Here is a 14,816-nt window from a genome sequence, read left to right on the forward strand (position 1 = left end):
TGTTTTCCCGCGGCGGCTCGGCCATACCCTTGTCCCGCACCCCGCGGCGCGGTATCGTCGATGCTCCGCTTTCCGCCCCTCGAACCGGAGAACAGACGTGCCCGCAGCCACCCCCGCCACGCTGAGATTTTCCACCGACAAGCGCGAACTCGACATCGACGCGATCTTCGACTTCCTGCATCGCGACGCGTACTGGTCGCAGGGCATCCCGCGCGACGTGGTCGAGCGGGCGATCGAGGGTTCGCTGTGCTTCGGCGCGTATGTCGGCGACCGGCTCGTCGGGTTCGCGCGGCTCGTCACCGATCACGCGACGTTCGCGTACCTGTGCGACGTGTTCGTGTTGCCGGCCGAACGCGGCAACGGCTACGGCCGCGCGCTGATCGACCATATATTCGCGCAGGAAATGGTGCAGAGCCTGCGCCGCATCATGCTCGCGACGACCGACGCGCACGCGCTGTACCGGCCGGTCGGTTTCGGTCCGCCCGCGAACCCCGAGCGGCTGATGGAGATCCGCCGCCCCGACATCTACACGAAACGCTGACGCGCGGCGCAGCGCATACAATACGCGCTTTCCGTTTTTGCCGAAGAGAAGCACACCATGACCGAACAGGAAGCCGAACAGCTCGCGACGCACCGCCACTACAAGGGCGGCCTGTACCGCTACATCGGCGTTGCCCGCCATTCCGAAACCGAGGAATCGGTAGTCGTCTACGAGCATCTGTGGCCGCATGCGCGCGGGCTGTGGGTGCGGCCGGAAGCGATGTTCAACGGCAATCTCGAAGACGGCACGCCGCGTTTTCGCAAGCTGCGCGACTGAGCGGGCGGCACCGGAGCCGCGGCTAGCCGGCGCTGCCCGGCTTGTCGTGCGGCGTTTGTTGCCGCAGCGCCATCGCAAAGAAGCGCCGGATTTCCTCCATCAATTCCGCGCGGGCCGACGCGAAATCGAACGCGCGCCGGTTTTCGTGCGCGTAGCGCTGGCGCCAGTCGTCGGCCGCATGCCGCGCTTCGCGTGCGCGCAGCTCGTCGAGTTCCGGCGTGCGCAGTGCGTGATCGGCGATCAGCGTCACGCCGTCACGGCTGACCTCCAGCACGCCGCCCGCGACGAGGAGGCGGCGATGCTCGCCGGTCGGCGCATCGACGAGCGTCACGACGCCGGGCCTGATTCGCGTGAGTAGCGGCGCGTGGTGCGGGTAGATCCCCAACTCTCCGCTTTCCCCCGGCACGACGACGAAATGCGCGTCGCCGGCATACAGCACCGCTTCCACGCTCACGATGTCGAGTTTCATCGACGTCTTCATGCGGACTCCTTCAGACCGCCGCCGCGCCGGCGACGATTTCGCACAGCTCGGTGGTGATCTGCGCCTGTCGCGTCTTCTGGTACAGGTGCCGCAGTTCGCGGAGCACGCGGTCGGCGTTGTCCGTCGCGGTCTGCATGCTGAACATCCGCGCGCATTGCTCGCACGCGTAGTTCTCGACGACGGCCTGATAGAGCGTCGCCTCGACGTAGCGCAGCAGCAACGTATCGACCGCCGGTTTGGGCGCGGGCTCGTACAGATAGTCGGACGCGGGCGCGCCATCGGTCGGCGCGTCGGCCCCGGTGTCGAGCCCGATGATCGGCAGCATCGCATCGATGCGCGGCTCGTACGCGAGCGGGCTCGTCAGCCGGTTGTATGCGACGTGCACTTCGTCGAGCTCGCCGTTGACGAACGCGGTCAGCGGCACGAGCAGCGCCCCGAGCAACTGCTCGAAGTGCGGCTCGGCGGCCAGGCCGCTCGCACGTGCGGCGATGGTCGCGCCATGGCGCACGAGCGGCGCGAGGCCGCGCGCGCCGATCACGCTCAGTTCGCACGCGACGCCGGCCCGGTCCCAGCGTTCGAGCGCATCCACGCATTCGACGAGCAGCCGCGCATTGAGCGGGCCGCACAGCCCGCGATCGGTGGTGACGACGATCAGGCCGACGCGGCGCACGGTATCGCGCCGCGCCATCAGTGCCGACACATGGTCGGGACGGTCGCGCAGCACGCGCTCCGCCATCGCGCCGATACGTGCCGCGTACGGACGGAACTCCCGCGCACGTCGCTGCGCGCTCGCCATCTTGGTGCGCGCCATCATTTCCATCGCCTTGGTGATCTTGCGCGTGGACGAGGTACTGGCGATCTTCGAGCGGATTTCGCGTATGTGCATGTCAGGGGTGGGCGTCGCGGCCATCCGGATGTCATCGTGCGGCTTCATGCTATCGGGACTTCACCTGAAACGATTGACGGAAATCAAACGACGTCGCCCGGTCCCGCACCAGAATCCGTTCACGTGATCCTGGCGAAGGGGCAGTCGATGACCGAGTTGCGCACGCATCAGAAATACGAAGCGCTGATTGCGCGTTGCCGCGCATTGCGCCCGGTGACGGTCGCGGTCGCGCATCCCTGCGACGAGGTCTCGCTGCACGCGGCGGCTGCCGCCGCGCGGGCCGGTATCGTCGTGCCCGTGCTGGTCGGCCCGGTGGCGCGCATCACGATGCTCGCCGCGACGCTCGGTGTCGACCTGTCCGGCTATCGGCTCGTGGATGCGCCGCACAGTCATGCATCGGCGGCACGCGCGGTCGAGCTGGTGCGCGCGGGCGACGCGCAGGCGCTGATGAAGGGCAGCCTGCACACCGACGAGTTGCTGGCGGAGGTGGTGCGCGCCGACACAGGGTTGCGCACCGGGCGGCGCCTGAGCCACGTGTTCGTCATGGACGTGCCGACTTACCCCAAGCCGCTGTTCATCACCGACGCGGCCGTCAATATCCGTCCGACGCTCGAACAGAAGGCCGACATCGCGCAGAACGCGATCGATCTCGCGCATGCGCTCGGCATCGCCCGGCCGAAGGTGGCGATCCTGTCGGCGGTCGAGACGGTCAGCTCGAAGCTGCCGTCGACGCTCGACGCGGCCGCGCTGTGCAAGATGGCCGAGCGCGGCCAGATCACCGGCGCGTTGCTCGACGGGCCGCTCGCGCTCGACAACGCGATCAGCCCGGAAGCGGCGCGGCTCAAGCATCTCGATTCCGCGGTCGCGGGCGATGCGGACATCCTGCTCGTGCCCGACCTCGAGGCCGGCAACATGCTCGCGAAAGAGCTGACGTTCCTCGCGAATGCCGATGCGGCCGGCATCGTGCTCGGCGCGCGCGTGCCGGTGATCCTGACGAGTCGCGCGGACAGCGAACGCACGCGCCTGGCGAGCTGCGCGGTCGCGGCGCTCGTCGCGGCGGCGGCGCGTGCCACGGCGACGCCCGTGACCGCCGCGGCGATTGCGGCCGACGCACACTGACGGGGCCGCGATGCGACATCCTGTCCTGGTGCTCAACGCCGGCTCGTCGAGCCTCAAGTTTTCGGTCTACGACACGCGAGAGGATCGTTCGCTCGATGCGGGCCTGCACGGGCAGGTCGAGAACCTGCATGACACCCCGCATCTGTTCGTGACCGATGCAGAGGGCGCGACGCTCGCCGACAGCGCCGTCGCGCGACCGGGGCATCAAGGCGCGATCGAGGCGCTGCACGCATGGTTCGCCGCGCACGTCGGGCGGGAGGCCGCGTTCGACGGCGTCGGGCACCGCGTCGTGCATGGCGGCCCGTATTTCACCGCGCCGGTGCGGATCGATGCGCGCGTGCTCGATGCGATCGCGTCGCTTGCACCGCTCGCGCCGCTGCACCAGCCGCACCACGTCGACGCGATTCGCGCGGTTGCCGCGGTTGCGCCGAACCTGCCGCAGGTCGCGTGTTTCGACACCGCGTTCCATGCGACGGTGCCGGCGCTCGAACGGGAGTTCGCGTTGCCGCGCGCGCTGACCGAGCAGGGCATCGTGCGCTACGGGTTTCACGGGCTGTCGTACGAGTACATCGCGACGGCGCTCGCGGCCCTCGATCCGTCGTGGATGCAGCACCGGACGGTGGTCGCGCACCTCGGTAACGGCGCAAGCCTGTGTGCGCTCGCGAACGGCCGCAGCGTCGCGACGACGATGGGGTTCACGGCAGTCGACGGGCTGCCGATGGGCACGCGCACGGGCGCGCTGGACCCCGGCGTGATCCTGTACCTGCAGCGTCACACGGGCCGCTCGCTCGACGAGGTCGAGCATCTGATCTATGCCGAATCGGGCTTGCTGGGCGTGTCGGGCGTGTCGAGCGACATGCGCACGCTGCTCGCGAGCGACGCACCGTCGGCCGCGCATGCGGTCGAGCTGTTCGCCTATCGCGCGGCCCGCGAACTCGCCGCACTGGCCGGCGTGCTCGGCGGTCTCGACACGCTCGTGTTCACGGCGGGCATCGGCGAGCACGCGCCGCGCGTGCGTGAACGGATCTGCCGCCGCGCGGCGTGGCTCGGCATCGTGCTCGACGACGCGGCGAACGCGGCCGGCCTGCCGGTGATTTCGAGCGACGCGTCGCGCGTGACGGTGCGCGTGATCCCGACCGACGAGAACCTGATGATCGCGCGCCACACGCGCCGCGTGCTGGACGACGCGATTCCCTCCACGCCGTATCCGACCCGGTGAGACCTTCGATGACAGCACGCGACACGCCTTCTCCCGCCGTCAGCGCCCCCGCGCTGCCGATTTTCTGGCCGATGGCTGCCGCCACGGCGATGTTCGCGGCCGGCGCCGAGATCGCGGCGCGCAATCTGCGCTTTCTCGCGGAAGAGGAGAAGCTCCATTTCGAAGCACATCCGGCGCTGGCATCGCCGAACCGGCCGTTGCTGGAACTGCGGACGATGACGTTTCGCGATTATTCGGCCGCGCCGGCGCACGGGCTGCCGACGATCGTCGATGCGCCGTACGCGGGACACAGCGCGATGATCGCCGACTACCAGCCGGGGCAGAGCCTGATGCAGACGCTGCGCGAGCACGGCGTGACGCGTGTGTACCTGACCGACTGGCGCTCGGCCACCGAGGACATGAAGGACCTCGAGATCGACCAGTATCTGGCCGAGCTGAACGTGTGCGTCGACGAACTCGGCGGCCGCGTGAATCTCGTCGGGCTGTGCCAGGGCGGCTGGATGTCGGCGATGTATGCGGCACGTTTCCCGCACAAGGTCGCGAGCCTCGTGCTGGCGGGCTCGCCGATCGACACCGACGCGGGCGACGGCCCGATCAAGCGGATGGTGCACACGTATCCGACGGCGTTCTACGACGAACTCGTCGCGATGGGCGGCGGGCTGATGCGTGGGCGCTTCATGCTGCGCGGCTGGAAGAACATGCATCCCGACCAGCACTATCTCGCCGAGCACATCGACCTGTACGAGCATCTCGACGATCCGGAATACCTGCGCAAGCGCGAGGTGTTCGCGAACTGGTACGAAAGCCCGATCGACCTGCCGGGACGCTGGTACCTGCAGGCGATCGTGCAGATCTTCAAGGAGAACCGGCTCGCGAAAGGTACGTTCGTCGCGCTCGGGCGCACGCTCGACCTGAAGGACGTCGCGTGCCCGGTCTATCTGCTCGCCGGCGAGGCCGACGACATCACGACGCCGGAGCAGGTGTTCGGCGCGCGCGATCTTCTCGGGACGCCCGCGTCGCGGATCGAGAGCCGGCTCGTGCCGGGCGGCCATATAGGCATGTTCATGGGGACGCGCACGCTGGCGACGGTGTGGCCCGACATCGCGCGATGGATCGCGGCGCAGCGCTAGGCCCACGCGGATCGACAAGGGAGGCGACATGACATTGCGACACAAGCGGGGGCTCGTCGTCGGCATCGCGAACGGACAGAGCATCGCGTGGGGATGTGCACGCGCGTTTTGCCGGGCGGGCGCCACGCTCGCGGTGACCTGGCAGTCGGACAAGACCTTGCCGCACGTCGAGCCGCTGTTCGCGCAACTCGACGCGCCGATCCGGATGCCGCTCGACGTCGGGCGCTCCGACCAGATGGCGGCGGTGTTCGACGCGATCGCGGTGCAATGGGGCGCGATCGACTTCGTGCTGCATTCGGTGGCGTATGCACCCAAGGCCGATCTGCAAGGCCGCGTGGTCGACAGTTCGCCGGAAGGCTTCTCGTTGGCGATGGATACGTCGTGCCATTCGTTCATCCGGATGGCGCGACTCGCCGAGCCGCTGATGACGCGCGGCGGGAGCCTGATGGCGATGAGCTATCTCGGCGCGGAGCAGGTCGTCGCGAACTACGGGGTGATGGGGCCGGTCAAGGCCGCGCTCGAAGCGAGCGTGCGGTACCTGGCGGCCGAACTCGGCGGGGCGGGCATTCGCGTCAATGCGGTTTCGCCGGGCGTGCTGCCGACGCGCGCGGCGTCGGGCCTGCCGGACTTCGGCCGGCTGCTCGACGACACCGCACGCCGGGCGCCGCTGCATCACGCGCTCGACATCGACGACGTCGGGGCGTTCTGCGCGTTTCTTGCCGGCGACGGCGCACGGGCGATCACGGGCGGCACGCACTATATCGACGCCGGCATGCACGTGCTCGGCCAGGGCCAGCGCAAGCCCGTCATGAGCGTGAACGAGCCCTGACGCACCGGCGGAATGCGGCGTTCAGGTGCGCGTGAATGCTTCCACGAGGGTCGGCGGCGCGTGTGCGACCGTCACCTCCGGCGTGCCGTGCCACGCCGCGAGTTTCTTCACGGCCTTCGCGACGTCGGCCGCGAGCCCGGCGCCGAAGCGCACGCCCGGCTCGACGTGCACGGCCTTCAATTCGAACGTGCCGAGCGCGCGATGCGCTTTCGCATCGACGCGGCCGACCAGCCGGCCGCGATGCAGCACGGGCAGGCAGAAATAGCCGTAGCGCCGCTTGTGCTCGGGCGTATAGCACTCGATCGTGTAATCGAAACCGAACAGCGTCGACGCGCGCCGCCGGTCCCAGACGACCGGATCGAACGGCGACAGCAGCGTCGTGACCGTCGAGCGCAGCGTGTCGGCCGCGGCGGCCGGCAGCAGCGCATCGAGCGAGCGGTGCACGTAGGCCGGCTCCTTCCAGTCGTCGATCTGCACCGGAATCAGGTCGCCCGCATCCGCGAGCCGCTCCAGCTCCGCGCGGTACGAACGGCGCGGCAGCCGATAGTAATCGGCCACCCAGTCCGCACGCACGACGCCGAGCGCGCGGCACGTATAGTCGAGCAGCGCAGGCAGCACGGCTTCGCGCGGCGGCAGGTCGCGCGTATCGTCCCAGTCGGGTAGCACGCGTTCGCGCACGTCGTACACGCGCTGGAAATTGCGACGCGCCGACACCATCAGGTCGCCCGTCGTGAACAGCACTTCCAGGTGACGCTTCTCGGGCTTGCGATCCCACCAGCCGTTGCCCTTCACGCCGTCCTCGCGCGCGAAATCGGCCGACCGCACCGGGCCTTCCTCGCGAATCCGCGCAAGCAGCCGTTCGATCTCCGGACGATTCTGCTCGTGCCATTCGGCCGCATATTTCCAGCCCATCCCCGACGGATCGAGCATCTTGTAGCGCATCAGCCCGAACTGCTCGATCGGCAGGAAACACGCTTCATGCGACCAGTATTCGAACAGGCGCGCCTCGGCGAGATGTTCGTCGAGCCAGTGCGGCGAGAAATCGCCGAGGCGGCTGAACAGCACGAGATACGGGCTGCGCGCGACGACGTGGATGGTGTCGATCTGCAACTGCGCCATCCGGCGGATCGTGTCGAGCACGTCGGCCTTGGTCGCCTTGCGGCGGGGCGGCGTGAGCAGGCCCTGTGCGGCGAGATGCAGGGCGCGGGCAGAGGCGGGCGAGAGCGTGAGCATCGGCAGGACGGTCGAGGGTGGCGATCGGGAACCACTTTAGCGCGAAAGCGGCGCGCGCGTGCGACGCGCGGCTGCCACGCGTCTGACAATGGTTGACAGATGCGTTGCGCAAGTTTCCCTATAGTGCAGTTCATGGCGCGACGACAAGTGCGCGCAACGATTCCGCTTCCGACGCACATATGTCCATGGCACGCAGGAAGCGAATCCGGGATTCTCAACCCCCATCGGGAGACCCGGAGCCCTGAGCGAACATCCACGCGGCTGTGCACCGGCCCCGTGTGGATGTTCGCTAATTTTTTTGTTTTCCGGTTTTCGTCCGTCGCCGAGCGACAGGTCATGTCGCGGCGCCGCCGCTTATGCCCGCTTGCCGCGCGCGACTTCGTCGCCGGCGCCCGGCGGCAGCTGTCGCGTGATCGGAATCGACGCGAACGAGCACAGCCCGACCACCAGGAATGCCGGCCAGAAATCCGACCACACCATCGCCTGATGGCCCTGGAGCCAGTGCGACACGTGCAGCACGAGGCCGGCCACCGTCACGCCGAGGCCGAGCGACATCTGCTGCACGACGCTGCCGAGGCTCGTCGCGCGGCCTGCGTCGCGCGGCGAAATGTCCGCATAGATCATCGAATTCAAACTCGTGAACTGCAGCGCGGGGAAGATGCCGCCGACGAGCACGATCAGCCAGATCGCCCAGGTCGCCATGCCGGGATGGAACACGCCGTAGGCGGCGATCGCGAGGCCCGCGAATGCCGCGTTGTAGATCAGCACCGTGCGAAAGCCGAAGCGGCGCAGCGTATGCGTGGCCGTCGAGCGGCTGACCGCGCCGCCGAGCGCGGACGCGCACGTGATGAGGCCGGAATGGAACGCGCTCATGCCGAGCCCTTCCTGCAGCGCGAGCGGCAGCAGGAACGGTACCGCGCCGAGGCCGATGCGAAACAGCGACCCGCCGACGACGCTCGCGTGGTACGTCGGGATCTTCAGGAAACTGAGGTCGAGCACCGGGCGCTCCTTGCGGCGCGCGTACGGCACGTACAGCGCGAGCATCGCGGCGCCGGCCGCGCACATGATGATGGCGTTCGAGCGCGACGTGAGCGAACCGTCGATCAGCGTGAGGCCCATCAGCAGCAGCGCGGCGCCGCTGGCCGACAGCAGGAAGCCGAACCAGTCGAGCGGGCCCGGATCGGGCTCGTGCGTGTTCGCGATGTGCTTGCTCGCGAGGTAGATCCCGTAGATGCCGATCGGCACGTTGATGAAGAAGATCATCCGCCAGTGCAGGTAGGTCGTGATGAAGCCGCCGACGAGCGGCCCGACCGTGGGCCCGAACAGCGCGGGAATCGCGAGGTAGTTCATCGCGCGCACGAGATCGGCGCGCGGCACCGCGCGGAAGATGATGATGCGGCCGACCGGCACCATCATCGCGCCGCCGACGCCCTGAATGAAGCGCGCGAACGTGAGCACGCCGAGGGAGTTGGACGCCGCGCACATCAGCGAACCGACGACGAAGATGCCGATCGCGGTGCGGAACACGGCGCGCGCGCTGAAGCGGTCGGCGAGCCAGCCGCAGATCGGGATGAACACGCCGAGGCCGACCACGTAGGCCGTGATCGCAATGTTCAGGGTGACGGGGTTGTGCCCGAAGTCCCTCGCCATCGCAGGCAGGGCGGTGACGATGATGTTCGCGTCGACGCTTTCCATGAACAACGCACAGGCAACGATGAGCGGTGCTAGAAAGACGGGCGACATGGGCTGGGCGCGCGGTAAAGACGCCATTATGCCCACAATGTGACCGCTGCGTCACGTACGACAACAGTTGTTCCGCATGTTGCAACAGTCGTCCTTTCCGGCGGGTGGTGCGGAAAGAACGACTGCGCCCATGCGGTCGACGGGCTGCTCGTGCGTGTTGCCTCCATGTGGCCGACAAACCGCGCGGCGTTGCCGTGGCGGAACGTGTGCGCGCTTTCCGGGGGCGCCAGGAAGTCGGCGCGGCGACCGTGGATCGACGCGTTGCGCGGCGCGCCGGCCACTCGTTGGTCTCGGTGGCGAGCGTGCGCGAACACGGCGAACGGTGTTGAAGCGGGTGCGGTCAGGTCGATTCCTTTTGACGGCGTGGCGGTGCGTTCCTAAAATATGAGCGCTTGCTCATATTTTAGGAACGCACCTTTCCACCATGTCCGATTCGTCCTCGCGTATGCCGCTTTCGCCGCGCAAGGCGCCGCGCCAGCGCCGCTCGGTGGCCACCGTCGATGCGATCGTCGAGGCGGCCGCCCGCATTCTGGAGCGCGACGGCTTCGCCGGTTACACGACGAATGCGGTCGCGGCGCTGGCCGGCGTGAGCATCGGCTCGCTCTATCAATACTTCCCGAACCGCGATGCGCTGACGGCCGCGCTCGTCGAGCGCGAGAGTGCGCATCTGCTCGACGACGTCGACCGGGCGGCCGCGCTGTCGTCCTGCGACGACGTGCTGCGCGCGCTGGTGCGCGGGGCCGTCGCGCACCAGATGCGCCGGCCGGTGCTCGCGCGGCTGATCGATTTCGAAGAGGCGCGGTTGCCGCTCGGTGCGCGCACCGAGCGGGTCGCGGATCGCATCCACGCAACCTTGCTGCATGCGCTCCGGTTGCGCGATGCGCCGCGCGTCGCCGCGCCCGACGTGGTCGCGCACGATCTGCTCGCGATCGTGAAAGGCATCGTCGATGCGGCGGGCGCGCGCGGCGAAACCGATGCGAACGCGCTCGAAGCGCGTGCGTGGCGGGCGGTGCGCGGTTATCTCCGGGAGTCGCGCGAACCCAAACTTGCTTGACATGCATGTTTCGTGCGACAGTCGGACCCACTCGCACCACAACATGACGCGTATCGATCGAAGGCCATCGAGACGAACGCGCGCGCGAACGAGACCTCGTGCCGATCCACTCACCAACGAAAGGAGGGGACACGCCATGACGTCACGTCGTGCCGCACCGCTTGCATCTCGCTTCCCGTCGCGTCAGTCACCGCCCGCGCCGCGTCTGCGCTGGGCCGCCGCACTGGCCATCGCCTATCTCGCCGTCGCCGGCTGCGCCGCGCAGGCCGACAATGCGAACCAGGCCGCCGCGCAAGCGGCCAGCCAGTCCGCGCTGCTGGCCACCACCGCAGCCGCGCCGGCTCCCGCGTCGGGCACGCTGCTGCCACCGCCGAGCCAGCTCTACGGCGACCTGTTCGTCGCGGTGCAGACCGCGCAGCTCTATCCCGACCAGAAGACCTTCGTCGACGCCACGCCCGATACCGACCCCGCGACGATCGTGCAGTTGTATCAGCAACAGAAATCGCAGCCGGGCTTCTCGCTGAAGGCGTTCGTCGACCAGCATTTCACGCCGCCCCCGGCAGGCGGCGTGACGCCGCCGCCGAACCAGACGCTGCGCGAGCACATCGACTGGCTGTGGCCGCAGCTCACGCGCACGAGCACCACGGCGCCGCCGTACAGTTCGCTGATTCCGCTGCCGAAGCCGTACGTCGTGCCGGGCGGCCGCTTCCGCGAAGGCTACTACTGGGATACCTATTTCACGATGCTCGGGCTGCAGGTGTCCGGGCGCGAGGATCTCGTCGACGACATGCTCGACAACTTCGCGTACCTGATCGATACGGTCGGACACATCCCGAACGGAAACCGCACGTACTACGCGAGCCGCTCGCAGCCGCCGTTCTTCGCGTACATGGTCACGCTCGCCGCGCAGGTCGAAGGCGACAAGGTCTACCAGAAATACCTGCCGGCGCTGCGCAAGGAGCATGCGTACTGGATGCAGGGCGAAACCACGACGCCGCGCGGGCAGGCGGCGCGCCACGTGGTCGCGATGCCTGACGGCGCCGTGCTGAACCGCTACTGGGATGCGCGCGACACGCCGCGCGACGAGTCGTATCTCGAGGACGTGACGACCGCGAAGTCGGTGCCGTCCCGTCCCGCGAACGAGGTGTACCGCGACCTGCGCGCGGGTGCCGAAAGCGGCTGGGACTACAGCTCGCGCTGGTTCGGCGACGGCAAGACGCTCGCGACGATCCGCACGACGTCGATCGTGCCGGTCGACCTGAACAGCCTGATGTTCCATCTCGAGACGACGATCGTGAAGGGTTGTGCGGTGACGCGTGACATCGCGTGCGTGGCCGATTTTTCAGCGCGCGCGGGCAAGCGTGCAGCCGCGATCAATCATTATTTGTGGAACCGTCACGGCTATTACGGCGACTACGACTGGCAGTTGCGCAAGCCGCGCGACGGCGTGACGGCGGCCGCGCTGTATCCGCTGTTCGCGGGCGTCGCGTGGCCGGAGCGTGCGAAGGCGACCGCGCACGAAGTGCGCAAGACGCTGCTGCAGCCGGGCGGCCTCGCGACGACGACCGAGAACACGGGCCAGCAATGGGATGCGCCGAACGGCTGGGCGCCGCTGCAGTGGATCGCGATCGACGGGCTGCGCCGTTACGGCGAACCGGCGCTCGCGAAGGACATCGGCACGCGTTTCCTGTCCGACGTGAAGCATGTGTATGCGACCGAAGGCAAGCTCGTCGAGAAGTACGTGGTCGAGGGCACCGGCACGGGCGGCGGTGGGGGCGGGGAATATCCGTTGCAGGACGGCTTCGGCTGGACCAACGGCGTCACGCTGAAACTGCTCGGGCTGTACGGCGAGTAATGCGCGGCGAATAATGCACGACGCGTAATGCGCGCCACGGGCCGCGTGCCCGCACGGCAAGCCACCGCATGGGCCGGACCGTCGCGCAAGCGACCGTCCGGCCCCTGTCTTTATGCGGCTGGCATCAGAACGTGATCGTCGTGCGCACGCCGACCACCGTTTCGTCGCCGATGCGCGCGCCGGCCGCGTTCGGGTTCGGGATGCCGCCGCCCGGACGGAAGAAGTGCTGCAGGTCGGCCTGCACCTGCCACCACGGCGCGATCTGGTACTGGTAGGTCGCCTCGATGACCGTCTCCGCGCGGCGCACCGGATAGCCGGGCGTCGTGTACGCGCCGGTGTCGCCGTCGAGGCCGCGCGCATGCGAACCGATCTTCGCGTAGCCGACCGCGATGCCGGCGACGTCGTTGTCGCGCCCGACGAACGGGGCCTTCAGCGTCACGCCCGCATTGGCCGCGAAATCGACGAGATTGCGGTCGCCCGGCGAGCCCATCACGCGCGCGAACACGCCGACCGAGCGCGGGCTGTCGGCGGACGGCCGCCACACCATCTGGTCCGCGACCGCATAGAACCCGTAGTTGCCGCGATGCGTGGCGGGCATGCCGTTGCTGGCCGGATCGGCGAGCGACAACCCGTCGGTGCCGTAGCGCGGATCGTTCGCGTGCTGCGAGTGATACCAGAAGCCGAGCTTGTACGTGCCGGGCAGGCCGGCCGGCTGCGGGGCCTTCGGGTCGGCCGGCGGCGCGTTCAGCGCGTACTGCACTTCGCCGATCACGAATGCCCCGCTGCGCAGGTTGAAATTGGTGCCGTGCGCGTTCAGCACCTGCGCGTCGCCGTCGCTGCGGCCGGCCGGGTTGCCGTCGAACACGCCGACCATCGCGGTCCACGCGTCGGCCGGCTTCACGCGCAGCCGCACGCCGAGCGACGACAGCGGATACGCAGGGCCGCCGGACGGCAGGTCGGTGGACGGCAGCACGGGCCAGCCGAACGTCGCGTTCATGAACGTCGCCGCGTTCTGGCTCACCATGAATTCCTGGTCGACGCTCTGCTGGCCGACTTTCACGTCGACCTTGCCGTCGAGCAGCGACTGCTGGTACCAGAGCTCCCACAGGCGCGTGGTCGAATTGGCCTCGATGCCGGTCGCGGTCTGCAGCGTCTGCAGGTAGCGCTGCGTGAGGTTGGTGCCGTGGATCTGCAGCCCCGACACGTTGAACGTGCCGCCCGGCAGGCCGATCGCCTTGCCGGTGTCGACGTCGAAACCGAATTGCGTGAGCCCTTGGTACGCGCCGCCGCGCCCTGTGCCGCCGGACGTGTTGTACAGGTACTCGCTGGTTTCCTGCAGGCTCAGCGTGACGCCGTGTTCGTCGAGCACGTCGCGCAGGCCGCCCATGTTGCCGAGCAGGTTCGACCGTTCCCACAAGCCGATGGGAGCGGGCGTGGCAGCATCGGCGGCCGGTTGGGCGGGGGCGGCGGCATCGTTCGTGCCGGCCGCCGGTTCGGTGGCGGGAGCCGACGCTTGCGCGAATGCGGAGGCGGCGGCGAGCGACAGCAGCAGCGCGGCGAGCGCATCGACGCGAAGCTTGCGCGGGACGGAAGAGAGTTGCTTCATTCGGGTTCCGTTGGCAGTTTGATTAGTTAGGCTGAGGAAACGGGAACGTGATGCGGGCCGCATGGCGAGACGGCCTGCACGGAGAAGGGCTTACGGCAGCCAGCCGCCGACGCGCCACACCTGCGCGAAGCCGACGTGTGGCGCGACCGAGCACAGCAGCGCGGCAAGCGCGAGCGCGGCCGCCGTCGCGGCGATCAGCACCCAATCGAGCGGACGGGGTGCGGCCGGCACGTGGGCGAGGGCCACGCCGCGCCAGTGGCCGAATGCCCGGGCGAGCGGCGAGCGGCCGGAAAACGAGCAGTCGCACGCGACGTGCACGACGCGCTTGAGTCTGACCGCGAACGATGGAAAGAACATGACGCTGCCTCCATTCCGTCCGGCGAACGCCGGGCGACGTGATCGAGCGCGGGTGCGTGACGCGGCCTGCGATCGGAGGATGGAACATAACGGAGCGTGCGACTGACGAACCGGCGATGGCCGGCCCGGATGAGGCGCGCTAACCCGACGAATGCGAGCTAGCGGCGAAAGACATGCGTCTGGCTGCTATCTCGCGATGGCGTGGCCGGCCTGGACCGGCATTGAACTGCAACTAGAGCATGTGTCCACGGAGGGACTCCCGTGATGAATTGGGGCGGATTTTAGTCGCGAGTTTTGCTGCGGCGCAAGTAAAAAACGCACGAAAAATGCGCTGTGTGGTGGGCGCGTCGCAGCGGAGCGGAGCCGCCGCGCGCCCGCCCCGCGAGCATGAAAAGGGAAGTGCGGCAGCGTGGCGGGCCGTTGCTCGCACGCATCGGCGCGGGGTGGCGTGACGACGGCGCTGAAAGGTTTCAGAACGTTATTTCGA

At 68.4% G+C, this 14,816-nt stretch carries 14 protein-coding genes; 8 read left to right on the top strand and 6 right to left on the bottom strand.

The genetic code is table 11. The annotated features are described in order from the left end of the window. Positions 1-97 precede the first annotated feature (97 nt). Together JMF86_RS18100 and JMF86_RS18105 are read left to right on the top strand one after the other, a co-directional pair. Complete coding sequence (locus tag JMF86_RS18100; protein ID WP_012339675.1) at positions 98-541, top strand: GNAT family N-acetyltransferase; 444 nt, start codon at positions 98-100, stop codon at positions 539-541. Positions 542-598: 57 nt separating this feature from the next. Further along, on the top strand, positions 599-817 hold the full coding sequence (locus JMF86_RS18105) for a DUF1653 domain-containing protein (protein ID WP_006480837.1): 219 nt from the start codon (positions 599-601) through the stop codon (positions 815-817). A 22-nt stretch (positions 818-839) separates the two neighbouring features. Here JMF86_RS18105 and atpC read toward each other — a convergent pair whose 3' ends face one another. Further along, positions 840-1,298: an ATP synthase F1 subunit epsilon gene (atpC, locus tag JMF86_RS18110; protein WP_023476056.1), complete on the bottom strand. Its 459-nt coding sequence runs from the start codon at positions 1,296-1,298 to the stop codon at positions 840-842. Between the two features lie 10 nt (positions 1,299-1,308). After that, positions 1,309-2,184, bottom strand: coding sequence for an ATP synthase F1 subunit gamma (gene atpG, locus JMF86_RS18115; RefSeq protein ID WP_012339677.1), 876 nt, complete (start codon positions 2,182-2,184; stop codon positions 1,309-1,311). A gap of 36 nt (positions 2,185-2,220) precedes the next feature. Here atpG and JMF86_RS18120 point away from each other — a divergent pair, with 36 nt between their 5' ends. Genes JMF86_RS18120 through fabI form a run of 4 tightly spaced genes read left to right on the top strand, consistent with a single transcriptional unit; the run spans position 2,221 to position 6,481 of the window. Continuing rightward, on the top strand, positions 2,221-3,303 hold the full coding sequence (locus JMF86_RS18120) for a phosphate acetyltransferase (protein ID WP_260525825.1): 1,083 nt from the start codon (positions 2,221-2,223) through the stop codon (positions 3,301-3,303). A gap of 10 nt (positions 3,304-3,313) precedes the next feature. Beyond that, positions 3,314-4,522 carry an acetate/propionate family kinase gene (locus JMF86_RS18125; protein WP_012339678.1) on the top strand — a complete coding sequence of 403 codons (1,209 nt, stop codon included), beginning with the start codon at positions 3,314-3,316 and terminating at the stop codon, positions 4,520-4,522. 8 nt (positions 4,523-4,530) lie between these two features. Beyond that, positions 4,531-5,652 (top strand): alpha/beta fold hydrolase, encoded by a 1,122-nt coding sequence (locus tag JMF86_RS18130; RefSeq protein WP_011547281.1) that lies wholly within the window; start codon positions 4,531-4,533, stop codon positions 5,650-5,652. Positions 5,653-5,680: 28 nt separating this feature from the next. After that, a complete protein-coding gene (gene fabI, locus JMF86_RS18135; protein ID WP_011547282.1) occupies positions 5,681-6,481 on the top strand; it encodes an enoyl-ACP reductase FabI in 801 nt (266 codons plus the stop codon). A gap of 21 nt (positions 6,482-6,502) precedes the next feature. Here the strand turns inward: fabI and JMF86_RS18140 are convergent, their stop codons facing one another. Both JMF86_RS18140 and JMF86_RS18145 read right to left on the bottom strand, forming a co-directional pair. Continuing rightward, on the bottom strand, positions 6,503-7,714 hold the full coding sequence (locus JMF86_RS18140; RefSeq protein WP_012339681.1) for a winged helix-turn-helix domain-containing protein: 1,212 nt from the start codon (positions 7,712-7,714) through the stop codon (positions 6,503-6,505). Between the two features lie 354 nt (positions 7,715-8,068). Further along, positions 8,069-9,457, bottom strand: a complete 1,389-nt coding sequence (locus JMF86_RS18145) for an MFS transporter (RefSeq protein ID WP_012339682.1) — start codon at positions 9,455-9,457, stop codon at positions 8,069-8,071. A gap of 424 nt (positions 9,458-9,881) precedes the next feature. On the opposite strand from JMF86_RS18145, the gene JMF86_RS18150 reads away from it, so the two are divergent. Further along, entirely contained in the window at positions 9,882-10,511 is a 630-nt protein-coding gene (locus tag JMF86_RS18150) for a TetR/AcrR family transcriptional regulator (RefSeq protein ID WP_201317095.1), read from the top strand. A gap of 136 nt (positions 10,512-10,647) precedes the next feature. Next, the gene (gene treA, locus JMF86_RS18155; protein ID WP_011547286.1) at positions 10,648-12,366 is read left to right on the top strand and encodes an alpha,alpha-trehalase TreA; all 1,719 of its coding nucleotides are present in this window, start codon (positions 10,648-10,650) and stop codon (positions 12,364-12,366) included. Between the two features lie 124 nt (positions 12,367-12,490). Here the strand turns inward: treA and JMF86_RS18160 are convergent, their stop codons facing one another. Together JMF86_RS18160 and JMF86_RS18165 are read right to left on the bottom strand one after the other, a co-directional pair. Beyond that, positions 12,491-13,972, bottom strand: a complete 1,482-nt coding sequence (locus tag JMF86_RS18160) for a carbohydrate porin (protein WP_027811407.1) — start codon at positions 13,970-13,972, stop codon at positions 12,491-12,493. A 90-nt stretch (positions 13,973-14,062) separates the two neighbouring features. Further along, positions 14,063-14,329: a hypothetical protein gene (locus JMF86_RS18165; RefSeq protein ID WP_011547288.1), complete on the bottom strand. Its 267-nt coding sequence runs from the start codon at positions 14,327-14,329 to the stop codon at positions 14,063-14,065. Positions 14,330-14,816: the final 487 nt, after the last annotated feature.

The organism is Burkholderia sp. E168m15 (genome assembly GCF_016586105.1).
GTDB lineage: Bacteria > Pseudomonadota > Gammaproteobacteria > Burkholderiales > Burkholderiaceae > Burkholderia > Burkholderia orbicola.

What these genes read in the sequence shown, in the direction of transcription:
- JMF86_RS18105 (WP_006480837.1), top strand. Translation starts at nt 599, where the DNA reads ATGACCGAACAGGAAGCCGAACAGCTCGCGACGCACCGCCACTACAAG.
- atpC (WP_023476056.1), bottom strand. Translation starts at nt 1,298, where the DNA reads ATGAAGACGTCGATGAAACTCGACATCGTGAGCGTGGAAGCGGTGCTG.
- atpG (WP_012339677.1), bottom strand. Translation starts at nt 2,184, where the DNA reads ATGCACATACGCGAAATCCGCTCGAAGATCGCCAGTACCTCGTCCACG.
- JMF86_RS18125 (WP_012339678.1), top strand. Translation starts at nt 3,314, where the DNA reads ATGCGACATCCTGTCCTGGTGCTCAACGCCGGCTCGTCGAGCCTCAAG.
- JMF86_RS18130 (WP_011547281.1), top strand. Translation starts at nt 4,531, where the DNA reads ATGACAGCACGCGACACGCCTTCTCCCGCCGTCAGCGCCCCCGCGCTG.
- fabI (WP_011547282.1), top strand. Translation starts at nt 5,681, where the DNA reads ATGACATTGCGACACAAGCGGGGGCTCGTCGTCGGCATCGCGAACGGA.
- JMF86_RS18140 (WP_012339681.1), bottom strand. Translation starts at nt 7,714, where the DNA reads ATGCTCACGCTCTCGCCCGCCTCTGCCCGCGCCCTGCATCTCGCCGCA.
- JMF86_RS18145 (WP_012339682.1), bottom strand. Translation starts at nt 9,457, where the DNA reads ATGTCGCCCGTCTTTCTAGCACCGCTCATCGTTGCCTGTGCGTTGTTC.
- JMF86_RS18150 (WP_201317095.1), top strand. Translation starts at nt 9,882, where the DNA reads ATGTCCGATTCGTCCTCGCGTATGCCGCTTTCGCCGCGCAAGGCGCCG.
- treA (WP_011547286.1), top strand. Translation starts at nt 10,648, where the DNA reads ATGACGTCACGTCGTGCCGCACCGCTTGCATCTCGCTTCCCGTCGCGT.
- JMF86_RS18160 (WP_027811407.1), bottom strand. Translation starts at nt 13,972, where the DNA reads ATGAAGCAACTCTCTTCCGTCCCGCGCAAGCTTCGCGTCGATGCGCTC.
- JMF86_RS18165 (WP_011547288.1), bottom strand. Translation starts at nt 14,329, where the DNA reads ATGTTCTTTCCATCGTTCGCGGTCAGACTCAAGCGCGTCGTGCACGTC.